Below are 15981 nucleotides of genomic sequence, written 5' to 3'. Positions count from 1 at the left end.
TTTTGGCCCTGCTGCTGACAGGGAGCTCTTATGTCCGAAGATATCTTTGACGCCATCATCGTCGGTGCAGGGCTTGCCGGTTCGGTTGCCGCACTGGTGCTCGCCCGCGAAGGTGCGCAAGTGTTAGTTATCGAGCGAGGCAATTCCGCAGGTGCCAAGAACGTCACCGGCGGGCGTCTCTATGCCCACAGTCTGGAACACATTATTCCTGGTTTCGCTGACTCCGCCCCCGTAGAACGCCTGATCACCCATGAAAAACTCGCGTTTATGACGGAAAAGTCAGCGATGACTATGGACTACTGCAATGGCGACGAAACCTCGCCATCCCAGCGTTCTTACTCCGTTTTGCGTAGTAAATTTGATGCCTGGCTGATGGAGCAGGCCGAGGAAGCGGGCGCGCAGTTAATTACCGGGATCCGCGTCGATAACCTCGTACAGCGCGATGGCAAAGTTGTTGGCGTAGAAGCCGATGGCGATGTGATTGAAGCGAAAACGGTGATCCTTGCTGATGGGGTGAATTCCATCCTTGCCGAAAAGCTGGGGATGGCAAAACGCGTTAAACCGACGGATGTGGCGGTTGGCGTGAAGGAACTGATCGAGTTACCGAAGTCGGTTATCGAAGACCGTTTTCAGTTGCAGGGTAATCAGGGCGCGGCTTGCCTGTTTGCGGGATCACCCACCGATGGCCTGATGGGCGGCGGCTTTCTTTATACCAATGAAAACACTCTGTCGCTGGGGTTGGTTTGTGGTCTGCATCATCTGCATGACGCGAAAAAATCGGTGCCGCAAATGCTGGAAGATTTCAAACAACATCCGGCCGTTGCACCGCTGATCGCAGGCGGCAAGCTGGTGGAATATTCCGCTCACGTAGTGCCGGAAGCAGGCATCAACATGCTGCCGGAGCTGGTCGGTGACGGCGTACTGATTGCCGGTGATGCCGCCGGAATGTGTATGAACCTCGGTTTTACCATTCGCGGTATGGATCTGGCGATTGCCGCCGGGGAAGCCGCAGCAAAAACCGTGCTTTCAGCGATGAAAAGCGACGATTTCAGTAAGCAAAAACTCGCGGAATATCGTCAGCATCTTGAGAGTGGCCCGCTGCGCGATATGCGTATGTACCAGAAACTACCGGCGTTCCTTGATAACCCACGCATGTTTAACGGCTACCCGGAACTGGCGGTGGGCGTGGCGCGTGACCTGTTCACCATTGACGGCAGTGCGCCGGAACTGATGCGCAAGAAAATCCTCCGCCACGGCAAGAAAGTGGGCTTCATCAATCTGATCAAGGATGGCATGAAAGGAGTGACCGTTTTATGACTTCTCCCGTCAATGTGGACGTCAAACTGGGCGTCAATAAATTCAATGTCGATGAAGAGCATCCGCACATTGTTGTGAAGGCCGATGCCGATAAACAGGCGCTGGAGCTGCTGGTGAAAGCGTGCCCCGCAGGTCTGTACAAGAAGCAGGATGACGGCAGTGTGCGCTTCGATTACGCCGGATGTCTGGAGTGCGGCACCTGTCGCATTCTGGGGCTGGGGTCGGCGCTGGAACAGTGGGAATACCCGCGCGGCACCTTTGGTGTGGAGTTCCGTTACGGCTGATGTTGGTTTGATACGTAACGCCGCACTGACTCTCATTGCAAAAAACAGGAATAACCCATGCAACCGTCCAGAAACTTTGACGATCTCAAATTCTCCTCTATTCACCGCCGCATTTTGCTGTGGGGAAGCGGTGGTCCGTTTCTGGATGGTTATGTACTGGTAATGATTGGCGTGGCGCTGGAGCAACTGACTCCGGCGCTGAAACTGGACGCTGACTGGATTGGCTTGCTGGGCGCGGGAACGCTCGCCGGGCTGTTCGTTGGCACATCGCTGTTTGGCTATATCTCCGATAAAGTCGGACGGCGCAAAATGTTCCTCATCGATATCATCGCCATCGGCGTGATATCGGTGGCGACGATGTTTGTCTCATCCCCCGTCGAACTGTTAGTGATGCGGGTACTCATCGGCATTGTCATCGGTGCAGATTATCCCATCGCCACCTCAATGATCACCGAGTTCTCCAGTACCCGTCAGCGGGCGTTTTCCATCAGCTTTATTGCCGCGATGTGGTATGTCGGCGCGACCTGCGCCGATCTGGTCGGTTACTGGCTTTATGATGTGGAAGGCGGCTGGCGCTGGATGCTGGGTAGCGCAGCGATCCCCTGTTTGTTGATTTTGATTGGTCGATTCGAACTGCCTGAATCTCCCCGCTGGTTGTTACGCAAAGGGCGAGTAAAAGAGTGCGAAGAGATGATGATCAAACTGTTTGGCGAACCGGTGGCTTTCGAGGAAGAGCAGCCGCAGCAAACCCGTTTTCGCGATCTGTTTAATCGCCGCCATTTTCCTTTTGTTCTGTTTGTTGCCGCCATCTGGACCTGCCAGGTGATCCCAATGTTCGCCATTTACACCTTTGGCCCGCAAATCGTTGGTTTGTTGGGATTGGGGGTTGGCAAAAATGCGGCGCTGGGGAATGTGGTGATTAGCCTGTTCTTTATGCTCGGCTGTATTCCGCCGATGCTGTGGCTAAACACTGCCGGACGGCGTCCATTGTTGATTGGCAGTTTTGCCATGATGACGCTGGCGCTGGCGGTTTTGGGGCTGATCCCGGATATGGGGATCTGGCTGGTAGTGATGGCATTTGCGGTGTATGCCTTTTTCTCCGGTGGGCCGGGTAATTTGCAGTGGCTCTATCCTAATGAACTCTTCCCGACGGATATCCGCGCCTCTGCCGTGGGCGTGATTATGTCCTTAAGCCGTATTGGCACCATTGTTTCGACCTGGGCACTGCCAATCTTTATCAATAATTACGGCATCAGTAGCACCATGCTGATGGGGGCGGGTATCTCGCTGTTTGGCTTGTTGATTTCCGTAGCGTTTGCCCCGGAGACTCGAGGGATGTCACTGGCGCAGACCAGCAATATGACGATCCGCGGGCAGAGAATGGGGTAATTTGTTCAGATTTCTCTCTTTTCTGAATCAATATTATTGACTATAAGCCGCGTGAATATATGACTACACTTTGTGGGAAAACAAAGGCGTAATCACGCGGGCTACCTATGATTCTTATAATTTATGCGCATCCGTATCCGCATCATTCCCATGCGAATAAACGGATGCTTGAACAGGCAAGGACGCTGGAAGGCGTCGAAATTCGCTCTCTTTATCAACTCTATCCTGACTTCAATATCGATATTGCCGCCGAGCAGGAGGCGCTGTCTCGCGCCGATCTGATCGTCTGGCAGCACCCGATGCAGTGGTACAGCATTCCACCGCTCCTCAAACTTTGGATCGATAAAGTTTTCTCGCACGGCTGGGCTTACGGTCACGGCGGTACGGCGCTGCATGGCAAACATTTGCTGTGGGCGGTGACGACCGGCGGCGGGGAAAGCCATTTTGAGATTGGTGCGCATCCGGGCTTTGATGTGCTGTCACAGCCGCTACAGGCGACGGCAATCTACTGCGGGCTGAACTGGCTGCCACCGTTTGCCATGCACTGCACCTTTATTTGTGACGACGAAACCCTCGAAGGGCAGGCGCGGCACTATAAGCAACGTCTGCTGGAATGGCAGGAGGCACATCATGGATAGCCATACGCTGATTCAGGCGCTGATTTATCTCGGTTCGGCGGCGCTGATTGTCCCCATTGCGGTACGTCTTGGTCTGGGATCGGTACTTGGCTACCTGATCGCGGGTTGTATTATTGGCCCGTGGGGGCTGCGACTGGTGACCGATGCCGAATCTATCCTGCACTTTGCCGAGATTGGCGTGGTGCTGATGCTGTTTATTATCGGCCTCGAACTCGATCCACAAAGGCTGTGGAAGCTGCGTGCGGCAGTGTTCGGCGGTGGCGCATTGCAGATGGTGATTTGCGGCGGCCTGCTGGGGCTGTTCTGTATGTTACTTGGGCTGCGCTGGCAGGTCGCGGAATTGATCGGCATGACGCTGGCGCTCTCCTCTACGGCAATTGCCATGCAGGCGATGAATGAACGCAATCTGATGGTGACGCAAATGGGCCGCAGTGCCTTTGCGGTGCTGCTGTTCCAGGATATCGCGGCGATCCCGCTGGTGGCGATGATCCCGCTACTGGCGGCGAGCAGTGCCTCGACGACGATGGGCGCATTTGCTCTCTCGGCGTTAAAAGTGGCGGGCGCGCTGGCGCTGGTGGTATTGCTGGGGCGCTATGTCACGCGTCCGGCACTGCGTTTTGTTGCCCGCTCTGGCTTGCGGGAAGTGTTTAGTGCCGTGGCGTTATTCCTCGTGTTTGGCTTTGGTTTGCTGCTGGAAGAGGTCGGCTTGTCGATGGCGATGGGCGCGTTTCTGGCGGGCGTACTGCTGGCAAGCTCGGAATATCGTCATGCGCTGGAAAGCGATATCGAACCCTTTAAAGGTTTGCTGCTGGGGCTGTTTTTCATTGGCGTTGGCATGTCGATAGACTTTGGCACGCTGCTTGAAAATCCATTGCGCATTGTCATTTTGCTGCTCGGTTTCCTCATCATCAAAATCGCCATGTTGTGGCTGATTGCCCGACCGTTGCAGGTGCCAAATAAACAGCGTCGCTGGTTTGCGGTGTTGTTAGGGCAGGGTAGTGAGTTTGCCTTTGTGGTATTTGGTGCGGCGCAGATGGCGAATGTGCTGGAGCCGGAGTGGGCGAAATCGCTGACCCTGGCGGTGGCACTGTCGATGGCGGCAACGCCGATTCTGCTGGTGATCCTCAATCGCCTTGAGCAATCTTCTACTGAAGAGGCGCGTGAAGCCGATGAGATCGACGAAGAACAGCCGCGGGTAATCATTGCCGGATTCGGTCGTTTTGGGCAGATCACCGGACGTTTACTGCTCTCCAGCGGGGTGAAAATGGTGGTGCTCGATCACGATCCGGACCATATCGAAACCTTGCGTAAATTTGGTATGAAAGTGTTTTATGGCGATGCCACGCGGATGGATTTACTGGAATCTGCCGGAGCGGCGAAAGCGGAAGTGCTGATTAACGCCATCGACGATCCGCAAACCAACCTGCAACTGACAGAGATGGTGAAAGAACATTTCCCGCATTTGCAGATTATTGCCCGCGCCCGCGATGTCGACCACTACATTCGTTTGCGTCAGGCAGGCGTTGAAAAGCCGGAGCGTGAAACCTTCGAAGGTGCGCTCAAAACCGGGCGTCTGGCACTGGAAAGTTTAGGTCTGGGGCCGTATGAAGCGCGAGAACGTGCCGATGTGTTCCGCCGCTTTAATATTCAGATGGTGGAAGAGATGGCAATGGTTGAGAACGACACCAAAGCCCGCGCGGCGGTCTATAAACGCACCAGCGCGATGTTAAGTGAGATCATTACCGAAGACCGCGAACATCTGTCATTAATTCAACGACATGGCTGGCAGGGAACCGAAGAAGGGAAACATACCGGCAACATGGCGGATGAACCGGAAACGAAACCCTCATCCTAATAAAGAGTGACGTAAATCACACTTTACAGCTAACTAATTGTTTTTATTTCATTGTAATGCGGCGAGTCCAGGGAGAGAGCGTGGACTCGCCAGCAGAATATAAAATTTTCCTCAACATCATCCTCGCACCAGTCGACGACGGTTTACGCTTTACGTATAGTGGCGACAATTTTTTTTATCGGGAAATCTCAATGATCAGTCTGATTGCGGCGTTAGCGGTAGATCGCGTTATCGGCATGGAAAACGCCATGCCGTGGAACCTGCCTGCCGATCTCGCCTGGTTTAAACGCAACACCTTAAATAAACCCGTGATTATGGGCCGCCATACCTGGGAATCCATCGGTCGTCCGCTGCCAGGACGCAAAAATATTATCCTCAGCAGTCAACCGGGTACGGACGATCGCGTAACGTGGGTGAAGTCGGTGGATGAAGCCATCGCGGCGTGTGGTGACGTACCAGAAATCATGGTGATTGGCGGTGGTCGCGTTTATGAGCAGTTCCTGCCCAAAGCGCAAAAACTGTATCTGACGCATATCGACGCAGAAGTGGAAGGCGACACCCATTTCCCGGATTACGAGCCGGATGACTGGGAATCGGTATTCAGCGAATTCCACGACGCTGATGCGCAGAACTCTCACAGCTATTGCTTTGAGATTCTGGAGCGGCGGTAAGTTTTTGCTATGACTACAAATTGAACGATAAGACGTCTGATTTTACCAGTGAGCGCGATTTTGTGAGTCGCACTCATTGCGTAGGTCTAAACCCTCAAGCCACTCTACAGTGGACTGAAGTAAACGAGGATGCCATCTCGGCATTAAATGAACTTGCAGAAGAAACAGGATGTTTCTCTGATGAGTACCGGAAATTTTAAGTTTTTAAACTCTGCTATTTCTGTACAGAAGTCAGAATGTTGAGTATCTGCTAAATACTTTCTTTTTGGTCTGTCGTCTGGCGATGTATTTTAGATTGTTACACATCACATCGTAGTTAGATAACATCAGCAAAGTGTTTTTTGAATAATCGAATCCAGGTTTGGTCATCAAAAACATCGCCGATGATGTCAGGGATTTCAATTATTCGAAGATCGTCAGGACTGGAAAGTAGCAGTTCAAGCAATTCTTTAGCGGGTAACTGCTGGGTATAGGGAATAGTTTCTGGCGGATAAAGCTGCTTAAGTTGCTGCCAGATATCAATGAGTTGGGTCGTTTTACTTTCTGTTATCCATACATCTTCAGCCATCCTGGTTATGTTCATTATTGACTGCTGAGAGACAGAACAGAAGAAGCCGTAGTCGACAGCAACGCTGATGCACTCACAAAGAAAAGCGATTCGCCTGCGATGCCAGGTTCGCTGCTCAGCAAACGGGGGGTCATCTGCTTCGTCAATCATTTCCAGAATAATTTCTCTGGTATTAAGCCCGGCGTTGATTTGTCGCACTTAGATATTTTCCGCTTAATAGGCGCGTATTTGTCTCAGGAATTTTTCATTCCCCAAGCCTTTCTTGCAGTTGCACTAACAGGATAAATTTTTTCTGGCGGCAGGAAGGATTTCGCCTGTGTTGTTTTACCGTTTATCAAAAGGTTATGACACTTTCGCACCAGCGGCGTCAGATCATCAATGGCAACAATGGCGTCTTCGTTAAATTGACTGATCAAGTTACGAGAAATACCAAGCTGTAATGATCGGTGCTCCAGTTTTTTGCCATTTATGCTGCGTTCTGGGTCCCACTGAACATATACATTTGCTTGCGCAAATAACGTTTCCCAAACTCCTGCATGTGGATAGACATGGGCTTCCGGCGTGGTTAGCACCGCTTGTTCCAGCAATGTATCAAAGAAGGTGCGTTTGATTCGGATTGCGAGAATGCGTTGTTGATCTTTTTTCAGTCCCCAGTTGCTACGCTCCATCATCCACATAAAAGAGGGTTTAATCCAGGTCATGCGGTTGAATGAAAAAGGTGCGCCAAATCGCCCGTCACGTACGGCGACGTCAGCGATTGCATCATTGTAAGCCTGATAAACCGTGATGGTGTGCTGATTGTAATCAGCACGTATTTCAAAATAGTCAGCCATTATTCCTCCCTGAATGGTAAAGCGTTAAGACGCGGCCGCCTCTCCCTCACCCATATCTTTATGCCGATTCGACGGCTGGACAAAATACTGTTTATCTTCCCAGCGCAGGCAGGTTAATGTCCCGCCCCAACAGCAGCCGGTATCCAGCGCGTAAATACCTTCCGGCGTACCTTTGCCCTCCAGCGATGCCCAGTGACCAAAGGCGATGCTGTACTCTTCAGCGACGGGGCCAGGAATCGCAAACCACGGTTTCAGTGGGGCAGGGGCCTCTTCCGGCGATTCTTTGCTGTACATATCCAGTTGACCGTTCGGGAAGCAAAAACGCATACGGGTAAAGGCGTTGGTGATAAAACGCAGTCTTCCCAGCCCCCGCAATTCCGGTGACCAGTTATTTGGCATATCGCCGTACATGGCATCAAGGAAGAAGGGATAGGAGTCACTCGACAGCACCGCTTCTACATCGCGCGCGCACTCTTTGGCGGTCTGCAGATCCCACTGCGGCGTGATCCCGGCGTGGGCCATCACCAGCTTTTTCTCTTCGTCGATTTGCAGCAAAGGCTGGCGACGCAGCCAGTTAAGCAGCTCGTCGGCATCCGGCGCTTCCAGCAGCGGTGTCAGGCGATCTTTCGGTTTATTGCGGCTGATCCCGGCAAATACCGCCAGCAGATGCAGATCGTGATTGCCCAGCACCAGACGTACGCTGTCGCCTAAGGATTTCACATAGCGCAGAACATCCAGCGAACCCGGGCCGCGCGCGACCAGATCGCCCGTCAGCCAGAGGGTATCTTTCCCAGGGGTAAATTCTACTTTATGCAGCAATGCGATCAGTTCATCGTAACAACCATGAACGTCGCCAATAAGGTATGTCGCCATATTCTTTTAATGAATGAGTGTGGGAACGGCGAGTCGGAATACGGGAATGTCGATGCTGAAAGGGACGCCATTTTCATCGATCATTTCGTAGTGACCCTGCATGGTGCCCAGCGGGGTTTCAATGATTGCACCGCTGGTGTACTGGTACTCTTCGCCAGGCGCGATAAGTGGCTGGACGCCAACCACTCCTTCGCCCTGGACTTCGGTTTCACGGCCATTGCCATTGGTGATCAGCCAGTAACGCCCCAACAACTGCACTGGCGCTCGCCCCAGATTGCGTATGGTTACGGTATAAGCAAAAACGTAACGTTCATTATCAGGTGAAGATTGGGCCTCAATGTAGACGCTTTGAACCTGAATACACACTCGGGGCGAATTGATCATCGTTAACTCTCCTGCAAAGGCGCGTTCTCCGCCAGATAGTTCGCCATCTGGCAATATTGCGCGACAGAGATATTTTCCGCTCGCATCGCCGGGTCGATCCCCATTCCGGTTAACACCTCGACGCTAAACAGGTTGCCGAGGCTGTTACGAATGGTTTTACGACGCTGGTTAAAGGCTTCGGTGGTGATGCGGCTCAACACGCGAACATCTTTAACCGGGTGAGGCATCGTTGCATGAGGGACCAGGCGCACGACGGCGGAATCCACTTTGGGTGGTGGTGTAAAGGCTGACGGCGGAACTTCCAGCACCGGGATCACGTTGCAATAGTATTGCGCCATGACGCTTAATCGACCATACGCTTTGCTGTTCGGTCCTGCAACCAGACGATTCACCACCTCTTTTTGCAACATAAAGTGCATGTCGGCAATGGCATCAGTATAGCTAAACAGATGGAACATCAACGGCGTGGAGATGTTATAAGGCAGGTTGCCGAAAACACGCAGCGGCTGACCCATTTTCTCGGCCAGTTCGCCAAAGTTAAAGGTCATCGCATCCTGCTGATAAATCGTCAGTTTCGGGCCTAAGAATGGATGCGTTTGTAGACGTGCCGCCAGATCGCGGTCAAGTTCGATGACCGTCAGCTGGTCCAGACGTTCGCCGACCGGTTCGGTCAATGCCGCCAGACCGGGGCCGATTTCGACCATCGCCTGGCCCTTCTGCGGGTTAATGGCAGAAACAATGCTGTCGATCACGAACTGATCGTTGAGAAAGTTTTGCCCGAAGCGTTTACGGGCTAAGTGGCCCTGGTGGACTCGATTATTCATTGGGTGTTAACAATCATTTTGATGGCGAGATTAAGCGCCGTAATAAAACTGCCGACATCGGCTTTGCCACGTCCCGCCAGTTCAAGCGCGGTGCCGTGGTCCACTGATGTGCGAATAAAGGGCAGGCCCAGCGTAATGTTCACACCGCGCCCGAAGCCCTGGTATTTTAGCACGGGAAGACCCTGATCGTGGTACATCGCCAGCACGGCGTCGGCGTTATCGAGATATTTCGGCTGAAACAGGGTATCGGCAGGCAGCGGCCCGTTGAGTTTCATCCCCTGCGCCCGCAGCTCGTCGAGCACCGGAATAATGGTGTCTATCTCTTCCGTACCCATATGACCGCCTTCGCCCGCGTGCGGATTCAGCCCGCAGACCAGAATGCGCGGTTCGGCAATACCAAATTTGGTCCGCAAATCGTGATGCAAAATAGCAATCACTTCGTGCAAAAGCGCAGGGGTGATAGCATCTGCGATATCGCGCAGCGGTAAATGCGTCGTTGCCAGCGCCACGCGAAGTTCTTCGGTTGCCAGCATCATCACCACTTTTTTCGCCTGCGAACGCTCTTCGAAAAACTCGGTATGACCGGTAAACGGAATGCCTGCGTCGTTAATGACGCCTTTATGCACGGGGCCTGTGATCAGCGCAGCAAATTCACCGTTCAGACAGCCATCACACGCTCGCGCCAGCGTTTCCACCACATAATGCCCATTTTCAACCGCTAACTGCCCCGCAGTGACAGATTCACGTAGCGCGACAGGAAGTAGCGTTAATGTGCCCGCAGTTTGCGGTTGTGCAGGGGAGTTGGGGGAATAAGGGCGGAGGGTGAGCGGCAAACCGAGCATCGCTGCCCGGTCGGTAAGGAGAGTGGCATCGGCACAAACAACCAGTTCGACCGGCCACTCACGCTGTGCAAGCTGGACAATTAAGTCCGGGCCAATCCCGGCGGGCTCGCCGGGAGTGATCACAACACGTTGGGTTTTAACCATTAGTTGCTCAGGATTTTAACGTAGGCGCTGGCACGTTGTTCTTGCATCCAGCTTGCTGCTTCTTCCGAGAACTTACGGTTCATCAGCATGCGGTACGCACGATCTTTCTGCGCCGCGTCGGTTTTATCGACATTACGGGTATCCAGTAGTTCGATTAAATGCCAGCCGAATGAAGAGTGAACCGGTGCACTCATTTGACCTTTGTTCAGGCGGGTCAGGGCGTCACGGAAGGCCGGATCGAAAATATCTGGTGTAGCCCAACCGAGATCACCGCCCTGGTTAGCAGAGCCTGGATCCTGAGAGAACTCTTTCGCTGCGGCAGCAAAAGTCGTTTTACCACTCTTGATATCGGCAGCAATCTGTTCCAGTTTCACGCGGGCCTGTTCGTCAGTCATGATCGGCGACGGTTTCAGCAGAATATGGCGAGCATGAACTTCGGTCACCGAGATATTTTTGCTTTCGCCGCGCAGGTCGTTAACTTTCAGAATATGGAAGCCAACGCCGGAACGAATCGGGCCAACAATGTCGCCTTTCTTCGCGGTGCTTAATGCCTGGGCGAAGATCCCCGGCAACTCCTGAATACGGCCCCAGCCCATCTGGCCGCCGTTCAGCGCCTGCTGGTCGGCAGAATGAGCAATCGCCAGCTTACCGAAATCAGCGCCGTTACGCGCCTGATCGACAATGGCACGCGCCTGGCTTTCCGCTTCGTTCACTTGATCAGAGGTCGGGTTTTCCGGCAGCGGGATCAGGATGTGGCTCAGGTTCAGCTCAGTGCTGGCGTCGTTTTGGTTACCCACCTGCTGCGCCAGGGATTCGACTTCCTGCGGCAGGATGGTGATGCGACGACGCACCTCGTTGTTACGCACTTCAGAGATAATCATCTCTTTGCGGATCTGGTTACGATAGGTGTTGTAGTTCAGACCATCGTAAGCCAGACGGCTGCGCATCTGATCCAGCGTCATGTTGTTCTGTTTCGCGATGTTAGCAATCGCCTGATCCAGCTGCTCATCGGAGATTTTCACTCCCATTTTCTGCCCCATCTGCAGGATGATTTGATCCATGATCAAACGTTCCATGATTTGGTGGCGCAGCGTCGCGTCATCAGGAAGTTGCTGCCTTGCCTGAGCAGCGTTCAGTTTTACCGACTGCATTAATCCATCAACGTCGCTTTCCAGCACGACGCCGTTATTGACGACGGCTGCGACTTTATCGACTACCTGGGGGGCAGCGAAACTGGTATTCGCGATCATGGCGATACCGAGAAGCAGCGTTTTCCAGTTCTTCATACTTTTTCCATTTCAATTAACCGCACTGCGGATTACGTGGTAAATCAACAAATCACAAAGTGTTTTGATACGGCAGAATGTTCGAACGCAGCATCTCTTGCGTACCCAGACCGTAGTTGGAGCTCAGGCCGCGAAGTTCGATGTTAAAGCCGATTGCGTTGTCATATACCGCATGTTGTTTATCGTTATCCCAACCGTTCAGCTTCCGCTCGTAACCGACGCGAATTGCATAGCAGCAGGAGCTGTATTGCACACCTAACATAGAGTCGGCTTGCTTGTTCGCATTGGTGTCGTAATAGTAGGCCCCAACAATTGACCAACGATCGGCAATTGGCCAGCTGGCGACGGCACCTACCTGTGAAATACCATTCTTATATTGCTCAGCTGTGGAATAGTACTTAGGCAGCGTAGCCTGAATATATTCCGGGCTGGCGTAACGGTAATTCAGCTGTACCAGACGGTCTTCATCCCGACGGTATTCAATGCTGGAGTTACTGGTCGCTACGTTATCCAGACGTGTATCGTACTGAATCCCGCCACGCAATCCCCAACGCTCGGAGATACGCCAGTAAGTATCGCCTGCCCACACCAGCGAGCCCGTTTTGTCGTCATTCTCCCATGTTATGTTGTCATCGCCAGTGCGAGACTCCGTGAAATAGTAGATTTGACCAACGGAAATATTAAAACGTTCAACGGCTGCATCATCATATACGCGAGTTGTGATACCGGTCGTGACCTGGTTCGCGGAAGCTATACGGTCAAGACCGCCATAAGTCCGGTCCCGGAACAGGCCCGAGTAATCGGATTGCAGCAAGGAGGAGTCGTAGTTATAGATGTCGCTCTGATCGCGATACGGTACATACAGGTATTGCGCGCGCGGCTCCAGCGTTTGGGTATAACCCGGCGCCAGCATTTCCATATCACGTTCGAAGACCATTTTGCCGTCAACTTTAAATTGCGGCATTACGCGGTTAACAGAATCAGCCAGCTTATTGTTTTGTGGGTTGCTGTTATACCAGTCGAGATTGGTCTGCTGATAATGGGTCGCCAGCAGCTTCGCTTCGGTATTGATACTGCCCCAGGTGTTAGATAACGGCAGGTTGATCGTCGGCTCCAGATGAACGCGAGTAGCCTCCGGCATATTGCTGTTTGTATTAACAAAATGCACTGCCTGACCATAAACACGGGTATCAAACGGGCCGAGATCGTTATGGTAGTAGTTGACGTCTAACTGCGGTTCAGCGGCATAGCTGTTGCCACTGGTATCATCAAAAACCTGGAATTGTTTAGTCGAAAGCGTGGCGTCAAAGTTCTGCACCGCATAGCCCACGCTGAATTTTTGCGTGGCGTAGCCATCGGTACTGGAACCATATTTATTATCAAAATCATTGAAATAGGTCGGGTCGCTGACTTTGGTGTAGTCGATGTTAAAGCGCCAAACCTGATCCATCACTCCGGAGTGTTGCCAGTAGAACAACCAACGGCGTGAATTGCTATCTTCTGGATGTTCATCTTCATAGACTTTATCCGAAGGCAGATAGTCCAGTTCCATCAAGCCTGCGCCCGCCTGGGTGAGATAACGGAATTCGTTTTCCCACATAATGTTGCCACGACGATGCATATAATGCGGCGTGATGGTGGCATCCATATTTGGCGCGATGTTCCAGTAATACGGCAGGTAGAACTCAAAGTAGTTGGTGGTGGTGTACTTGGCGTTCGGGATCAAGAAACCAGAGCGACGTTTGTCACCCACCGGCAACTGCAAATAGGGGCTATAAAAGATCGGTACCGGACCCACCTTAAAGCGGGCGTTCCAGATCTCCGCAACTTGTTCTTCGCGGTCATGAATAATTTCGCTACCTACCACGCTCCAGGTGTCAGAACCCGGCAGACAGGAGGTAAAGCTACCGTTATCCAGAATGGTATAGCGGTTTTCGCCACGTTGTTTCATCAGGTCCGCTTTACCGCGACCCTGGCGACCCACCATCTGGTAATCACCCTCCCAGACGTTGGTATCTTTGGTGTTCAGATTCGCCCAGCCTTTCGGCCCTTTGAGGATCACCTGGTTATCGTCGTAATGGACATTACCGAGCGCATCAACGGTACGTACCGGCTCCGGTTGTCCTGGTGCCTCTTTTTGATGGAGCTGCACTTCGTCGGCCTGCAGACGGCTGTTACCCTGCATGATATCCACGCTGCCAGTAAACACGGCGTCATCCGGGTAGTCCCCTTTCGCGTGGTCAGCATTGATAGTCACGGGTAAGTCATTGGTATCGCCCTGTACCAGAGGACGGTCATAGCTTGGCACGCCCAACATGCACTGTGAGGCGAGGTCGGCTGCCAGTCCCTGTTGACTATAAAGGGCGGTGGCAATCATGGTGGCCAGGAGAGTGGGGATACGTTTTTTCATACGTTGATTTTATTGTTCCATCATCGGTAACGTTGCGCGTGACAAACGGTCAGAGACTAACGTACTCGTCATCTCTACGCTAGTGTTAATCCTGTCCGAATAGCGTCAGTGGTGTTAGGCACGGCATTGAATGACAGGTATGATAATGCAAATTATAGGCGATGTCCCACAATTGACCGCAGCCGGAAAACGGTAAAAGCACCTTTATATTGTGGGAGATAGCCCTGATATCCGTGTGTCGATTTGGGGAATATATGCAGTATTGGGGAAAAATCATTGGCGTGGCCGTGGCCTTACTGATGGGCGGCGGCTTTTGGGGCGTAGTGTTAGGCCTGTTAATTGGCCATATGTTTGATAAAGCCCGTAGCCGTAAAATGGCGTGGTTCGCCAACCAGCGTGAGCGTCAGGCGCTGTTTTTTGCCACCACTTTTGAAGTGATGGGGCATTTAACCAAATCCAAAGGTCGCGTCACGGAGGCTGATATTCATATCGCCAGCCAGTTGATGGACCGAATGAACCTGCATGGCGCTTCCCGTACTGCGGCGCAAAACGCGTTCCGGGTGGGAAAATCAGACAATTACCCGCTGCGCGAAAAGATGCGCCAGTTTCGCAGTGTTTGCTTTGGTCGTTTTGACTTAATTCGTATGTTTCTGGAGATCCAGATTCAGGCGGCGTTTGCTGATGGTTCACTGCACCCGAATGAACGGGCGGTGCTGTATGTCATTGCCGAAGAGTTAGGCATCTCCCGCGCCCAGTTTGACCAGTTTTTGCGCATGATGCAGGGCGGGGCGCAGTTTGGCGGCGGTTATCAGCAGCAATCTGGCGGTGGTAACTGGCAACAAACCCAGCGTGGCCCGACGCTGGAAGATGCCTGTAATGTGCTGGGCGTGAAGCCGACGGATGATGCGACCACCATCAAACGTGCCTACCGTAAGCTGATGAGTGAACACCATCCCGATAAGTTGGTGGCGAAAGGTTTACCGCCAGAGATGATGGAGATGGCGAAGCAGAAAGCGCAGGAAATTCAGCAGGCCTATGAGCTGATAAAACAGCAGAAAGGGTTTAAATAAGTTTCAACGTGTAGATACTGTTATGGCCTGCAAGTTTTTTCCTGGTCCGGTTTCCCGGATTGCAGGCATGCCAGACACAGCGCCGTCAGGCGCTGTTGTTTCATCCCTTCCGCGATTTTTACGCCGCTACCGGATTATGCCGTGACGCATCGAACGGCACGCCTGACTTCAGCACTCCATACGCCACCTGTGCCAGCTTGCGCATCATCGCGCCGAGAATCACTTTTCCTTTCTTGCCATTAGCCGCCAGACGGTCACGGAACATCCGTCCCCACTCAGTCTTACTGGTGGCTACCATTGCCGGCATATACAACGCCCTGCGAAGCGACACATGTCCGGCTTTACTCAACCGGCTTGCCCCTCTCACACTACTGCCTGATTCATAACGCCGTGGTGTCAGACCCGCAAAAGCGGCGAACTGTCTGGCATGGGCGAAACGGTCCTTCAGACCAATGTAAGCCAGCAATACCGCAGATGTTTTTTCTCCGATACCCGGGATACTTTCCAGCAGTTTCCTGCGGTGTTTCATATCCGGATCATCGTCTGTCAGGTCTTTTATCTGCTTCTCAAGACGCTTCAGCTCTGCTTCAAGC

General features: G+C 52.7%; 16 protein-coding genes and 1 pseudogene. 8 read left to right on the top strand and 9 right to left on the bottom strand.

The window, feature by feature from the left end; all coding sequences use genetic code 11:
- The first annotated feature begins 30 nt into the window (after positions 1-30).
- From ACJHYW_RS02020 to ACJHYW_RS01990, 7 genes are all read left to right on the top strand, one after another.
- Positions 31-1317 (top strand): FAD-dependent oxidoreductase, encoded by a 1287-nt coding sequence (locus tag ACJHYW_RS02020; RefSeq protein ID WP_001287712.1) that lies wholly within the window; start codon positions 31-33, stop codon positions 1315-1317.
- On the top strand, positions 1314-1601 hold the full coding sequence (gene fixX, locus ACJHYW_RS02015; protein ID WP_000203741.1) for a ferredoxin-like protein FixX: 288 nt from the start codon (positions 1314-1316) through the stop codon (positions 1599-1601). Before ACJHYW_RS02020 ends, fixX begins: the two co-directional genes overlap by 4 nt.
- Positions 1602-1658: 57 nt before the next feature.
- Positions 1659-2990 (top strand): MFS transporter, encoded by a 1332-nt coding sequence (locus tag ACJHYW_RS02010; protein WP_001183208.1) that lies wholly within the window; start codon positions 1659-1661, stop codon positions 2988-2990.
- 107 nt (positions 2991-3097) lie between these two features.
- The gene (kefF, locus tag ACJHYW_RS02005; RefSeq protein ID WP_000600725.1) at positions 3098-3628 is read left to right on the top strand and encodes a glutathione-regulated potassium-efflux system oxidoreductase KefF; all 531 of its coding nucleotides are present in this window, start codon (positions 3098-3100) and stop codon (positions 3626-3628) included.
- Positions 3621-5483 (top strand): glutathione-regulated potassium-efflux system protein KefC, encoded by a 1863-nt coding sequence (gene kefC / locus ACJHYW_RS02000; protein WP_000377112.1) that lies wholly within the window; start codon positions 3621-3623, stop codon positions 5481-5483. The genes kefF and kefC overlap by 8 nt, the downstream gene beginning before the upstream one ends.
- Positions 5484-5674: 191 nt before the next feature.
- The gene (gene folA / locus ACJHYW_RS01995) at positions 5675-6154 is read left to right on the top strand and encodes a type 3 dihydrofolate reductase (protein WP_000624375.1); all 480 of its coding nucleotides are present in this window, start codon (positions 5675-5677) and stop codon (positions 6152-6154) included.
- A gap of 20 nt (positions 6155-6174) precedes the next feature.
- The gene (locus ACJHYW_RS01990; protein WP_061092953.1) at positions 6175-6354 is read left to right on the top strand and encodes a type II toxin-antitoxin system CcdA family antitoxin; all 180 of its coding nucleotides are present in this window, start codon (positions 6175-6177) and stop codon (positions 6352-6354) included.
- A gap of 116 nt (positions 6355-6470) precedes the next feature.
- Here the strand turns inward: ACJHYW_RS01990 and ACJHYW_RS01985 are convergent, their stop codons facing one another.
- From ACJHYW_RS01985 to lptD, 8 genes are read right to left on the bottom strand one after another with little or no spacing between them, the layout of a single operon-like run.
- The gene (locus tag ACJHYW_RS01985; protein WP_061092952.1) at positions 6471-6920 is read right to left on the bottom strand and encodes a hypothetical protein; all 450 of its coding nucleotides are present in this window, start codon (positions 6918-6920) and stop codon (positions 6471-6473) included.
- 35 nt (positions 6921-6955) lie between these two features.
- The gene (locus tag ACJHYW_RS01980) at positions 6956-7555 is read right to left on the bottom strand and encodes a DUF4291 domain-containing protein (protein ID WP_000796361.1); all 600 of its coding nucleotides are present in this window, start codon (positions 7553-7555) and stop codon (positions 6956-6958) included.
- 24 nt (positions 7556-7579) lie between these two features.
- Positions 7580-8428 carry a bis(5'-nucleosyl)-tetraphosphatase (symmetrical) ApaH gene (apaH, locus tag ACJHYW_RS01975; RefSeq protein ID WP_000257195.1) on the bottom strand — a complete coding sequence of 283 codons (849 nt, stop codon included), beginning with the start codon at positions 8426-8428 and terminating at the stop codon, positions 7580-7582.
- A gap of 6 nt (positions 8429-8434) precedes the next feature.
- Positions 8435-8812, bottom strand: coding sequence for a Co2+/Mg2+ efflux protein ApaG (gene apaG / locus ACJHYW_RS01970; RefSeq protein WP_000610901.1), 378 nt, complete (start codon positions 8810-8812; stop codon positions 8435-8437).
- A gap of 2 nt (positions 8813-8814) precedes the next feature.
- Positions 8815-9636: a 16S rRNA (adenine(1518)-N(6)/adenine(1519)-N(6))-dimethyltransferase RsmA gene (gene rsmA / locus ACJHYW_RS01965; protein WP_001065381.1), complete on the bottom strand. Its 822-nt coding sequence runs from the start codon at positions 9634-9636 to the stop codon at positions 8815-8817.
- Positions 9633-10622 (bottom strand): 4-hydroxythreonine-4-phosphate dehydrogenase PdxA, encoded by a 990-nt coding sequence (gene pdxA / locus ACJHYW_RS01960; RefSeq protein WP_000241224.1) that lies wholly within the window; start codon positions 10620-10622, stop codon positions 9633-9635. The genes rsmA and pdxA overlap by 4 nt, the downstream gene beginning before the upstream one ends.
- Positions 10622-11908 carry a peptidylprolyl isomerase SurA gene (surA, locus tag ACJHYW_RS01955; protein ID WP_000800457.1) on the bottom strand — a complete coding sequence of 429 codons (1287 nt, stop codon included), beginning with the start codon at positions 11906-11908 and terminating at the stop codon, positions 10622-10624. Before surA ends, pdxA begins: the two co-directional genes overlap by 1 nt.
- A 52-nt stretch (positions 11909-11960) precedes the next feature.
- Positions 11961-14318, bottom strand: coding sequence for an LPS assembly protein LptD (gene lptD, locus ACJHYW_RS01950; RefSeq protein WP_000746172.1), 2358 nt, complete (start codon positions 14316-14318; stop codon positions 11961-11963).
- A gap of 254 nt (positions 14319-14572) precedes the next feature.
- On the opposite strand from lptD, the gene djlA reads away from it, so the two are divergent.
- Positions 14573-15388, top strand: a complete 816-nt coding sequence (gene djlA / locus ACJHYW_RS01945) for a co-chaperone DjlA (protein WP_001200576.1) — start codon at positions 14573-14575, stop codon at positions 15386-15388.
- A 118-nt stretch (positions 15389-15506) separates the two neighbouring features.
- Here the strand turns inward: djlA and ACJHYW_RS01940 are convergent.
- Positions 15507-15981, bottom strand: a pseudogene (locus ACJHYW_RS01940) (IS110-like element IS621 family transposase); the annotation flags it as partial.

It is taken from the genome of Escherichia sp. WS3063, from assembly GCF_046486595.1.
Classification (GTDB): domain Bacteria; phylum Pseudomonadota; class Gammaproteobacteria; order Enterobacterales; family Enterobacteriaceae; genus Escherichia; species Escherichia coli.
Note: the sequence above shows the minus strand (reverse complement) of the source record. Positions and strands in the feature narration are given on the sequence as shown.